The 13051-nt window shown below is 42.7% G+C and carries 7 protein-coding genes; all 7 read right to left on the reverse strand.

Going from position 1 to position 13051, the window contains the following annotated elements; all coding sequences use genetic code 11:
- Positions 1-314: 314 nt before the first annotated feature.
- The 7 genes from CDC37_RS07865 to CDC37_RS07910 all read right to left on the reverse strand — a co-directional run bounded on the left by CDC37_RS07865 (position 315) and on the right by CDC37_RS07910 (position 12722).
- On the reverse strand, positions 315-1139 hold the full coding sequence (locus CDC37_RS07865; RefSeq protein WP_096621257.1) for a DUF4351 domain-containing protein: 825 nt from the start codon (positions 1137-1139) through the stop codon (positions 315-317).
- Between the two features lie 595 nt (positions 1140-1734).
- Positions 1735-3870, reverse strand: coding sequence for a GumC family protein (locus CDC37_RS07875; RefSeq protein WP_096621258.1), 2136 nt, complete (start codon positions 3868-3870; stop codon positions 1735-1737).
- A 154-nt stretch (positions 3871-4024) separates the two neighbouring features.
- Entirely contained in the window at positions 4025-5461 is a 1437-nt protein-coding gene (locus tag CDC37_RS07880) for a polysaccharide biosynthesis/export family protein (RefSeq protein WP_096621259.1), read from the reverse strand.
- A 1016-nt stretch (positions 5462-6477) separates the two neighbouring features.
- A complete protein-coding gene (gene psb35 / locus CDC37_RS07890; protein WP_197707050.1) occupies positions 6478-6711 on the reverse strand; it encodes a photosystem II assembly protein Psb35 in 234 nt (77 codons plus the stop codon).
- A 682-nt stretch (positions 6712-7393) separates the two neighbouring features.
- On the reverse strand, positions 7394-9313 hold the full coding sequence (locus tag CDC37_RS07900; RefSeq protein ID WP_096621262.1) for a hybrid sensor histidine kinase/response regulator: 1920 nt from the start codon (positions 9311-9313) through the stop codon (positions 7394-7396).
- An 18-nt stretch (positions 9314-9331) separates the two neighbouring features.
- The gene (locus tag CDC37_RS07905; RefSeq protein ID WP_096621263.1) at positions 9332-9787 is read right to left on the reverse strand and encodes a response regulator; all 456 of its coding nucleotides are present in this window, start codon (positions 9785-9787) and stop codon (positions 9332-9334) included.
- A 514-nt stretch (positions 9788-10301) separates the two neighbouring features.
- On the reverse strand, positions 10302-12722 hold the full coding sequence (locus CDC37_RS07910; RefSeq protein ID WP_096621264.1) for a PAS domain-containing protein: 2421 nt from the start codon (positions 12720-12722) through the stop codon (positions 10302-10304).
- Positions 12723-13051 lie beyond the last annotated feature (329 nt).

The raw sequence follows: 13051 nt of genomic DNA on the forward strand, positions 1-13051 counted from the left end.
AACTGTAGATTGGGTTGAGGCTTTGCATAGATTGTTGATTTTGTGGAAATTTACCCATAAGTTCACACAGTTTTTGTGATGATCTCGTCCCGATGCTCCGCGTGGGGACGCATTCCACGAGGGCTATTGCCTCTACATTCTTCAACCCAACCTACCCAATAATCAGGCTTTTAAGTCTAACTGAACTGTATTGGAGTATTGTAATCATTTTGTGCAGTAGAATCGATCCGTAGCTTGGTTGAAGACACAGGAAAATCCGTAATTTGATGAATCACAATCTCCAGTGGGTCTTAAATTGAAAATTTTACCCACGATTAACTGCTCGTATTATTTTCCAACCAAGCAACCAAATCGGCAATATCAGAAAACCCCAAAAATTCTTCTCCCAGAAGTTCCAACTCTTCTGTGGATAATATGCGAATACGTTCAATTATTGAAGAATCTATTTCACCAAATCGGCGATTTACCAGGCGTAAAGTATATTTTAATGCTTCTTGCTGCTTTCCCTTCTGCAAAATATCTTGATAAATAACCGATTCCTGCATCATATCCTCCCTCAACAACTGACGAATCAAATCCTTCTCAAATCGCAAACCAGCTAAAATCTCAGCATAGGCTGCCGTATTCTGTCTTGTCTCCCTATCTGCAATTGTAGCCACTTTCTGAGCGACCTGGGATAACAACTCCCGTGGGGAATCTGTTTTACACAAAGTTGCTAGGGGCAATAAAGCCACATTACCAAAAAACAAGCTCGAATCCTGCTCCCACATCCGGATTACGTTGTACCTGTGAATTGTAGATTCCTCCCGGTATTCTTCGATAAAGGCAATCTCATCATCAGTTTCCTGCAAAAAGATGACAAACTGTATCACAGAACACTTGTACGAACGTTTCAGCCGAACGAAATAATCTAACATGCGGAAAGGAATCGGTGGTTTTGACTTTGTTAAAGTCTGGAACTCAATATGTAAAATTTGATTACCAGTTTGCATTAAAATCAGGGAATCAGCCCGAATCGGCTCTAATCTTAACTCAGTTTTTAACACGGTAATATCAGCAGATTCTTCCCCGATTAACCACCTGACAAAATCTGCCGGGTACTTTTCGGCAATAATTTTGCAAACATTGTCAAAACTCACTCAACCCTTCCTTAACCCTTCCTTCGTAAACGGTCAAAACATCATACAACACCAATAAATTAATAATACCAATTTGAAAAAAGAATGCTATTGATAAGTTATGAGGATGCAAATCAAGTGGTTGAATGTCAAGGTATATCTATATGGGTGCTTGATACTGACCATTTATCATGATTTCGTTTTTTCCCAGTCTTCCAACGCTCCGATAACAAAACTAGCAGCTGGATGACTGAGAAACTGCTCGAAGGCTTTAATACTGCCTGTCTTCTATGCACTAAGTATGCGGGTTGCTAAATTGGGGTTGCTTTCAATATGGGCGATCGCTTGTGTAGCCAATACCATCTTTTCTGTGGTTGTGTTGGTGGGATAGGACTTTTCTAACTGTTCGAGTAAGGCTTGAATCTCTGCGGCTACATCAGCAAGGCTTTGATTCTCAGCAGCAGCATAGTAGTTACCTTGAATGTAATTACCCTCGATACGTTCGTTATAGTTACCACCACCTGTGTTGATGTTGCGATCGCATGATTGATTAATCCTGTGTTGATGAAAAGTCGGGTTTTGTAGACTTCGCCAAAAACCCGATTCCTGGGAAGATTTAAACCTTCATTGCCTTTTCTTCCATCTCCTGGTCAAGAACAGGGGATACATTAACGCTAATATCTGCACCATTAATAATTACCCCTAGTAAACCTAACTCCGCTTCCATTAACTGGTCGATGGCTTCGGTGAGGAGGTTTTCTTGGGTATAGTGGGGACGAGCGGTTAAAATCATCCCGTCACAAAATTGCTGCACTAATAAAGCATCGTTGGATAAACCAATGGGCTTCGTATCAACTATCACCATATCATAGCGGATACGGGCATCGGCGAACAAACGCTTTAATTCGCTGGATTCGAGAATTGCCGCCGATTGTCCCACTGGACCAGCACTTGGTACAATGTATAAATTTTCCACATCAGGGACAATATGGATACATTCACTCAAACTGCCGTAGTAGCGTAGTGGTTCCATGTTGGCCTGTGGATTGGGTTTGACGTGGAGAGATTCAGCGAAAGAGGGCGATCGCAGGTCTGTTTCAATGATTAATGTCCTCTTACCAGCACGGGCACAGGCAATACCTAAATTATAGGCGGAAAGGGTTTTTCCTTCCCCACTACCGGTACTAGTAATTAAAATGACTTTCATCTCATTGCCACTAGTCCGGCGAATATTGCTGCGGAATTTTTCGTAAAATTCCAGATAGGGGGAGTTGGGTGATAAAATTGTGGGTAGGAGATGGGGAGGTAAATCGTCGCTGGGAATTACGGGTAATTCGCCCAGAATAACTGCATCTCTTTGTTTGAGGGTCGCGCGAATGTCTTCGTGGGTCTTGTAAGTGCCTTCAAGGGAACCAAGTAAAAAGATGACTCCTCCACCGACAATTATACCGAAAAATCCCCCCGCACCTAAAGTAACCGGGATGCTCTTCGGTGCTTGTTTCTCAACTGTTACAGCTGGTGGACGGGCAATATCTAAACTACCAACGGTTTCCGCTTCCGCTGTGCGTGCATCAGCTAGTTTGGCTTGCATCTGGTCAAATACGGCTTTTCTGAGGAGAACTTGCTGTTCCAGACGGTTGCGTTCCAGTTGTTTATTGGGTACGAGGGAATATTCCTGTCGCAGCTTTTCCTCTTGACGGATTTCGTTGGCTAATTGTTGTTGTAGGGTTTCCCGTTGAGTTTGTAATGCGACTAGTTGGTTTGCCAATTGTTGACGGGATGGGTCTAAATTACTGCGCATCCGAATCCCCGATACACTTGCTGGTAGGGGTGCGGTAGTTCCCCCACCACCAATCACTTCATTTGCACGCTGACGTAATAGGGTTTCGGCTGATTCCTTTTGGCGAAATAGTTGCACCATCGTCGGATGTTGGGGACGTAAATCCCGACGGAGTAACTCGATTTGTGACTCCGCTTGAAAAATTTGCGATCGCAAACTGGCAATGATGGGATCGGCACTTAAAGCTGCTGCAACGTAGGCTTCTGAGGCTGATAGTCCTAATTTTTCCTCTAAACTACGAATTTGCGCACTTAAACCAATGAGGGTTTGTTGTAGTTGGCGTTGTTGATTTTGGCTGGAAGTTACTGCCGCTAATAAACTACCATTTTCCGCCGCTAAAATTGCCGGACGTTCTACCTTATCATAACGCTCCAAGTTTTGCTCTGCCTGTTGCAGGTCTTTTTTCACCTCTGGTAAACGCTCGTTGATTTTATCTATAATACTTCTCACCCGCGAAGTATTGCGATCGCTACTATATTTTTTGGCTAATTCCATCAACAATAATAGGGTCTCTTTCACCCGCTTCCCATTGGAGTCCTTATACTTGAGTTCTATAATCGTTGATTCTAGTTTGCCATCAGCACCCCGCTTGGGAAACCGAATCGCCAAATTATCAAATACCTTTTGTGGTTTCTGTCCTGTTTTCTGGGCTATAGCCATAATAATCGGTTCCGACTTTAAATCCTCCTGGCTGAGGGTTTGTCCACTTTGCTGCACCTCCCCCCCCAACTGGGAAAAAATTATCGGGGAACCCGTATAAGTTAATGCCGCATCGCCAATGTATTCCGGTGCTGGTTCCGGTTGTACCGCCACCACTACAGAACCAGCTACAACCAACACAAAACTAGCCAAGCCAATCAATTTATACTTTTCAAACGCGATCGCATAACGTTTCACAATTGGTGGGGTCATGTTCACAATCCCTCAAAACCGTAACAGCAAAATAGAAACACAAATTAAAGTATTAAATAATACTTATTACTTTCATGGGCTACGTCATCAGCACCGAATAAAAAGTGTCCGATATTACGTTATAACCTGAAAAAATACAGAATGAGTGAACTCCCTAGCGATTCAGATTATTCCCATCCCCCAGGGTTTCAAAGAAGCGGAGGAAGGACTGAACATCAAAAAATGGACGGGTAATAGTTGATAATAAATTTGTCACCTTACCCAAGAGACTGCGACCGACCACAATCACGTCATTATCCTGAAGAGCCACATTTTGCGATAAATCCCCAGCTAAAGCCCTTCTCGCATTGACACGGATAGTTACAGCCCTACCCCGTTCCGGATCAAAGCGAATCAAAGCGATATCACGAATGTTGGCATTCTCCGGATTAATCCCCGCGATCGCATCAATGAAGGTACTACCGTTAGGTAAAGTTTGTGTCACTAATCCACCAGCAGCATAATTTAACACTCGTACCCGAATTTGTGCCACAGCCAAGGAAGAACGAGCAACTAAATTGCGATCGTAGCCATCATCCCCCCCTACTTCCCGACGCGGTACGACAATTGCATCCCCATCCTGTAACCGTAAACTGGGTACCATCCCCCCCTTCTGTAGGGAGGAGTACAAATCCACGTTTTGAGCAATAACAGTACCATCCACCAACTTGCGACGCACCTGGACAATCCGCAAATCCGCCATCATGGTTGTTCCCCCCGCAGTTAACAACACATCCGTGATTCGAGGAGTGGGAGAATTAATTGGGTAAATACCTGGACGCAGGACTTCCCCATTCACCGTTACCTGTACCGGACGGGGGGAAGAAAGGGTAACGGTGACTAAGGGGTCGGTAAAAATCTTACCCATCTCCAAACGAATTTTTTCTTGGGCTTCCTCCAAGGTCAAACCCTGGACGGAAATCATTCCTAACTGGGGAAGGGAAATATTTCCTTCTGGATTGACCACGGCGGGAATATTTAAGTTGGGTCGAGGACTGGCTAAAGCCACAATTACGGTCGGTTCCACCACATAGCGATTGAAGGCCGCTCGCAACCTTTGTTGGGCTTCCTCTAGGGTCAAATTCTGCAAGGGTACACTACCAATTAGGGGTGCAATCACGTTTCCTTCCGGATTGATTACCCCTTGAAACCCTAAATCGGGAAATCGCTGCACAATCACGGAAATCCCATCACCCCGACCCAAACGATATTTACCAAAGGGAGGCTGGATTTGGATATTGATGTTATCTCCAGGACCAAGGAAATAACGGGTAAATTGGGGTGACACCTGCAATGGATCAAAGGGAACAACGTCTGCATTCCCCGGTGGTGGTACTGGCTGTAAGGGTGACTGGTTTTGATTAAGGGTATTTACGGGTATATTTACTGGAGTTTGAAAATCAAGGGTGGTATTATTGGGAGTTGAAGGCTGTTGGGCAAAAATTGGCTTTAACCCAGGATTTACAAAACATCCTACCTGTATTAGTGCCAGGAATAATCCCCTGGTGACTTTTCTGTTTATACTTATATTTTGATATTTATGGCGATACATTAGTGACAATTAGGTTAAAAAAATACAATAGTCTACAGACACGCTATTGTAATCTGTGAAACCAGAACTGTCCCTAAATATTCAAAAAGTACAAAGATAAAAGTCAAAGCTAAATAAAGAAATTAAAAAAATTAGTTTGTATGTCACTAATTTACCAAGCTCTGTGGAGGGTGAGTTTGATAACAACATAAAACCCGCAGGCAGTTTACTATATCATATTGGGGATTTGTCAAGATGTCAATAATAAGTCCTGAAAATACTATGATTACGTCAAATTATTGACAATAGAGTCAAGATTATTGAGAGTAGAGACCATTTTTTTGTCAATAAGCCCCTGAAGGGAGGCATTTTACAATTTTTGCATTTTCATGTATTTAAATAACTAATCAATCAAAATAAGTTTTGAGGGGTTTGTAATTGTGGGTTTAACCTCAAAAAAGCTTTATGATAAAGGCGCTATACCCGCAGGGTCGTCGGAGACTAGAGCTACTACGTGCCTTTTTTTACTCATCAAAATTAATGACAATGACATGGAGCATTGCAAACAAGTTAAGTTCAGTGGTCTTTTGTCAATCAGTAATCATGCTCAAAATCTGGATGAATATACATGATGTTGAAGGATGCGATCGCTAAATTTTCAATGCATGATTTATTCTGGCGCTGGGAACTCAGTGCAAAGGTGAATTTAATACTTTTCCTTCACCTCACTTTTAAGGATAATTACGAGTTGACAAAACGACATAAGTTTTGAGGGGTTCGTAATTGTGGGTTTAACCTCAAAAAAGCTTTCATAGACATCTCCAGAAATTCTATATTGCCCTTACTAAACAAGGATTTGAGTTTCTTTGTTGGAGATGTCTAATGTAAGGTCCTATACCCGCAGGGTTGCCGTAGACTAGCGCAATTACGTGCCTTTCAACTGCAAATAATGTACCAGTTGCGTCAGTCCTGATGGAATTACGCCTACCAACTTAATTATCAACAATTTCCCCTTCATCCCTACACCTAGTTGTTTGCTACTTTTTCTTTGTTGGTTGACGGATACGGGGAACCCAGCTGGGGATGTCGTCCATGTTTTCTAATCCAGCAGGTTTTTTAGAATTATACCAAGCGATCGCGCCTAAAAAGGTGGCCAGTAGTAAGCCCCCTAGGGATATTCCTAATAGCACTATCTGTAGGGTTTTAGCGTATTCCGCATCTACAACTGCCAAGAGATGATTGCAAGTTGCAAGTTGATTCAGTAAGGTCATGGATTTAAATCTGTAATAATTACCTATTGAATTTTTAGTATAGGTGAAAAAATGCGTCGATATGATGGAAAAGTTAACTGTTAACTCACATCTTACACCAAGAAAAGCTGATGGGAATAAGATACTCAGTACAAAGCTAAAAGTATTATTTTAGCGTTAAAAACAAACAAAAGTACTGTAGCTATATCGCGTATATTTTGAAATTCAACGTATGTATACGTAAAGGTGCAAGATATCGGCTCTAATTGGTTCCAGGAAAAGTTCTGAGGGTTGGATTTCTGTCATGGTGACAGGTGTACCCATCAACCAACTAGTACCACGCGGCGTAAATACGCCTACCTTTTCCCTCGTACCCATGCTCCGCGTAGATGCGGAATCTACGAAGCTCCTACCTCGTGAATGAAGGCAGTAGCCCTCGCTGACTGAGTGACCACGCAGAGCATAGTCACTAGATAAGAGTTGTGACTAAGTTAAATACTAGGTTTATTTCCGCCAACCTGTACTAGCGAAGTCGGCCGAGTAGTTTTCAGCAAGAAATCGGCAAGTATCGTCATACATGAATATCAATGTACCATTGCCGGGATACTTTTTGGTATTATTCCCTCTCCCTGTTCCCGAAAGCTCCCCCGTCTGCCAAAAATCAACTTTCAAGTAAAACCCTATCACCCGACTTCCCTGTTGATTATGGTGCATTCTGTACTTTGTATTCTTGATTCTGATTCCTGATTAAACTATCAATTGTTTGTAATAGTTGTTTGGCGGTGTAGGGTTTAGATAAAAAGGCTTGCACACCAATTTCTTGGGTATTGGTAGATTTTTGATGGGGAACTAGACCACTGACGGCGATAATTTTCACCTGGGGGTTGATTTTCTTCAGGGTACGAATTGTGGTTAAACCGTCCATTTGGGGCATAATCATGTCGGTGAGGACAATGGCTATTTCATCTCGATGTTGGGCGTATAATTCGATGGCTTGAATACCATCTCTAGCGGTGATGGCTCGATAATTGTGGGTTTCTAGGGAGGTTTTGGTGACATCCCGAATTGCTTCCTCGTCATCCACAATCAGGATTAATTCCCCTGCTCCTGTATAGGTTTCTGGTTCAGTTTCGGTTTTGATTTCCGCATGGATATCGGCTGGGAAATAAACTCGAAATTGACTACCTTGACCAATTTCACTGGTGACATCTATAAATCCGTTGTGACTTTGGACGATTCCTTGTACTGTTGATAATCCTAATCCTGTACCTTTACCAATTTCTTTGGTTGTGAAAAAAGGTTCAAAAATCCGGTCAATAAATTCCGGAGGAATCCCACTTCCTGTATCACTTACTGTTAAACAAACATAATTACCAACGCTGGCATTTAGATGCATCTGGGTATAATTTGCATCTAAATAACAGTTTTCCAAACTAATCCGTAATTCACCACCATTTACCATTGCATCGCGAGCATTGACGCATAGATTCATAATCACTTGGTGGAGTTGGGTAGCATTACCATTAATTACCCATAAATCTGGGGGAACTTCTATCTTTAGTTCAATTGACTTGGGAAAAGTTTCCTTAATAACTTGCTCAATTTCCTGGACAACATGTTTTAGTTGCAAAACTGTGCGATCGCCTTCGATACCACGGGTAAAAGATAATACTTGTTTGACCAAATTTGCCCCCCGTTTGGCATTATTAATAATAATTGGTAGCAGCCGTTGCGATCGCTCGTCATTGAGTTGGGATTGGAGTAACTGGGCTGTCATCAAAATTGGTGCGAGGACGTTATTCAGGTCATGGGCAATACCACTGGCTAGGGTTCCGATACTCTCTAAACGTTGGGTGCGCAGAATCTGGGATTCTAACAGTTTTTTCTGGGTAATATCCGTATTTACAATTAAAATTGATGGACTAGTTTGTTCAAATTCATCTACCAGTGTCCACCGAGATTCGACAATAATTTTTTGTTGATGACGGTTAATTTGTTCTAATTCACCTTGCCAAACCCCTGTTTCCATCAAGGTATCATGGGCAACTTTCAGTATATCTGGATTTCGTTCCTGCCATAGTTGGGAAGTTGTTTGTCCAATGGCCTTTGCGGCATCAACACCGTAGAGTTTTTCCGCTTCGGGGTTCCAAAACAGAATCTTCCCCTCTAAACTACAGACAAACATCGCATCGGTAGCCACATTCAACAACGCAGCTTGAGCGCGGATTTTTTGCTCGGCTTTTTTGCGTTCAATAGCATAGCGAATGGCTCGTTCCAAGATTGCGGAATTAAGTTGGCTTTTTTCCAGATAATCCACCGCACCAGCTTTCATCGCTTCTATATCAATTTCCCGATCACCCTGTCCGGTTAATAAAATCATCGGTGCATCACAACCATTTGCGATCGCAGTGCGCAATAATTCTAATCCGGTAACTTCCCCTAAGCGATAATCAATCAAATAGACATCACTGTGACATTGGGTGAGCGCATCCATCCCTGCATGATAATCACTAATCCATTCCAGTACACACTGACTACCTTGGAATTCACGCACCCAATCGCGAGTTAGAATATAATCATCCTCATCATCATCAATTAGGATTATACGGATGGGTGTGTCCATACGGTTTCTCCTTAAATCTTATAAACCTTCAAAGGGTAGTTCCACGGTTTCAAACCAGTATTTATTAATCATGCGCATCACTTCCACCAAATCCTGAAAACTAAAGGGTTTAATGATAAAAGAGTTAGCACCTAATTCATAGCAGCGATGGACATCTTCCTCCGCATTAGATGTAGTCAAAATCACTACGGGAATTCGCCGTAGCTGCTCATTACCCTTGATTTCTTGCAAGGCTTCCCGACCATCTTTTTTCGGCATATTTAAATCTAATAATATGAGATTTGGACGTGGTGCAAGATTCGCGATCGCGTAGTTACCACGATGGTGTAAATAATCCATCAATTCTTCCCCATCACTAACTACGCGTAAATCGATCACTCCATCGCTTTCGGCTAAGGCTTCCCGCGCTAACATACAGTCGTCATCGTCATCGTCCGCTAATAATATGCGAACGGTTGTTTGCCGACCCTTCACCTAAACCTCCAGGGAAGCGTGGAAACCGCTTCTATTGATATTGAGGGAGCAAGAATTAGGCAGATGAATCTGCCGTTTCCATAAATGATCAGGCATAGGAATAACCATCCTTGTTGTGAGTTAAATTGCAAATCTTGTAACTGTCAAAAGTCAAAAATTGTAATTAGGACAAGGCTGTAGGCTGCTTTACCGTCGGGATAGGGCTTAAACCCTATCAAGTTTGAGAACTGTTTCTTAGTGGCGATTATGGGATTGCTACTTGACAAGAACCCGCTTCGCGTCTACCTGATGTCGCAATGACGCAAACTCCAGTTTTGATGATGGACGAAGTTGAATATCAAACTAATTCATAACTATTAACAATCTAGGGCAAAGCTGCACCTCACGTAATTTTTCACTCAAAAGGGTTCAACTCCCCATCTGAAAACATAATTACGAATTATAAATTACGAATTATAAATTTTTAAAACACATAACAAGCCCATAGCATACATCATATGTCCAATTTTTGCCTTTAGTTCGGCAAATTCCTGGGTAGGGTGACAATAAACTTGCTTCCCTTTCCTGGTTGACTTTCGGCGGTAATTGTGCCCTGATGACGTTCAACGATTTTGCGGCAAATCGCTAACCCGATTCCCGTTCCCTCGTATTCATGACGACCATGTAAACGTTGAAATATATTAAAAATTCTGTCTACATATTTTTGGTCAAAACCTATACCATTATCTTCAATAATGATTTGATATTCCTCAATTCCCTCGCCTGTAGTTAACTGATGATAATAAATTTTGACATAGGGTGGTACTTCTGGACGATGAAACTTCAGGGCATTACTAATTAAATTTTGTAATAGTTGGCGAATTTGGGAGGGATCAGCGTTAAGATTGGGGAGTTGGTCAATTTCGACAGTGCCGTTGGTTTGTTGAATTAACACCTCCAGGTCGCTAACCACTTCCTGGGTCAACTGGGTTAAATTCACCTCAATGAAGGGTTGAGCGCGGGTGGTGACACGGGAAAGGGAAAGTAAATCATCGATTAAGGCTTGCATCCGTTCGGTGGCATTGCGCATCCGTTCGAGATAATCTAATCCCTGTTCTCCCAGAGCTTCTTGGCTATTGATGCGTAGGCGATCGCCGAAGGCTTTGATTTTTCGCAATGGTTCCTGGAGGTCGTGGGAAGCAATAAAGGCAAAGTTTTGCAGTTCTTCGTTGGAGCGGGCTAATTCTTGGCGTTGTTTGGTTTCCTGTTCGAGGAGTTTGGCTTGGGCTAGGGCAATACCGATTTGGTCGGATAATTGACGTAGGAGTTGGGTTTCCCAATCAGTCCAGGTGCGGGGAGAACTACATTGATGGGCAATTAATAAACCCCACAGTTGATTATGGATAAAAATGGGTACAACTAAATTGGCTCGGACTTGAAATTGTTGTAAGAATTCTACATGGCAAGGTTGGATATCGGCAGTATAAATATCTTCAATGCTGCTAATATGTCCTTGGCGGTATTTATTAATATATTCTTCATCAAAGCAAGGATCAAAGATATCCTGACCCCAAACCGCCACAAATCCGGGAACAACAGCTTCTTGCACCACCTTTAACATGCCATTGGAGCGAAAACGGATAATTACCACCCGATCGGCTTGCAACAGGTTTTGCACTTCGGTGACGCTGGTTTGGAGAATTTCTTCGATTTGCAGGGACTGACGGATTTTTAAACTAATATCGGCAAACAATTGCGATCGCAGATTTTGCCGTTGCAACTCGATCTGTGCTTGTTTGCGGTCGGTAATATCCATCATGGCTCCAATCATCCGCACCGGTTGACCGTTCTCATCGCGGACAATATAACCACGATCAAGAATATCTGCATACTTACCATTTGCACGTAAAAACCGATACTCACCGTACCAGAAATTTTGATTACCATCAATGGCACTAAAAATATCCTTAACCACCCGTGGTCGGTCTTGCGGATGGATATGGTCGCTCCACCATTGCTCATTACCAATTACATTAACCTCTGCTTGTCCATAGCCAAATAAAGATTCAACACTTTCATTCCACCAGATGGTATTTGTTTGTAAATTCCAATCCCAAACAGCATCATTAGTAGCTTTTGCCAGAATTTGGAACCGCTCCTCACTCAAACGTAATTGGGATTCAGCCAACTTCCGTTCGGTAATATCCATATCCACCCCAGATAAACAGATGGGTTTTCCCTCCCCATCCCGAATCACCAACCCCTTAGAAACAATCCAGTGTAAATCTCCCTTTTGGGAAAACATGCGAAATTCAATTTCGTATTCCCCCCCCGATGCGATCGCAGCTTGAATCTGGTGACGCACAGAATCCCGATCTTGCGGATGTACCTGCATCAAAAAAGCCTCTAAAGTATCAGGAAGTTCCCCATCCCCCAACAGGGCAATTAAATTATCCGACCAAACCATGCGATCGCTATTTATATCCCATTCCCATGTTCCCATTTGAGCTGCTTCTAACACCATCCGTAATTGGGATTCCCGATACTCCGCATGACGGGTTTGGGTTTTTAATTGCTTGAGGGTCTGACTTCCATGAAGTAATCTCTGCACCCGTTGACGCAACACCAACCACTGAATTGGTTTGGTAATGTAATCCGTTGTCCCCACGGCAAAAGCCTTCTCCACCGATTCCACATCATACAACGCCGTCACCATCAAAATCGGTAACTCATCTTTACTCGCCAATTCCCGCAATCGCCGACAACACTCAAACCCATCCATTTCTGGCATCATCGCATCCAATAGTACCATATCTGGATGTAAATCCTGATACATTTTTAAAGCTTCAACACCGTTACTGGCTTCGATAACTGTATAACCGACCGATTCCAACAGTTCTCGCAACTGTAAACGGATTAACACATCATCATCGGCAATCAAAATTTGGCTATTCATAAGCAGTACCGGAAATTCAGCTTCTTGTGCCGTAGCTTTTCTTCGGGTAGGATAGGTCGGACCCCTGTGGCAAAGTTCAAATTTGTTGTTATGGTAGCATTTCCCCGACCCGGACTCCTAGTTGCTTCGTCGGTTCCGTTGGCAATGTTTCAACCGTGATTGCAAAACAGGACATTGAATCCGATACCAGTCAGGCAAAAGGCAGTTGGTGGAAATGCAAACTGCGGAAAAAAAATAGAAATAGACGCGATCACCCTTGTGGAAAAGCGTTAGCAAATATCGAAAAACAGTTCAAATACCTAGACAAAAAGCCCCGTTATCGCAATTAA

Origin of the sequence: Calothrix sp. NIES-3974 (assembly GCF_002368395.1) — a bacterium.
GTDB lineage: Bacteria > Cyanobacteriota > Cyanobacteriia > Cyanobacteriales > Nostocaceae > NIES-3974.

Bases quoted from the DNA above. Each gene is read 5' to 3' on its own strand.
- CDC37_RS07875 (WP_096621258.1), bottom strand. From the start codon at position 3,870: ATGACCCCACCAATTGTGAAACGTTATGCGATCGCGTTTGAAAAGTAT.
- CDC37_RS07900 (WP_096621262.1), bottom strand. From the start codon at position 9,313: ATGGACACACCCATCCGTATAATCCTAATTGATGATGATGAGGATGAT.
- CDC37_RS07880 (WP_096621259.1), bottom strand. From the start codon at position 5,461: ATGTATCGCCATAAATATCAAAATATAAGTATAAACAGAAAAGTCACC.
- psb35 (WP_197707050.1), bottom strand. From the start codon at position 6,711: ATGACCTTACTGAATCAACTTGCAACTTGCAATCATCTCTTGGCAGTT.
- CDC37_RS07910 (WP_096621264.1), bottom strand. From the start codon at position 12,722: ATGAATAGCCAAATTTTGATTGCCGATGATGATGTGTTAATCCGTTTA.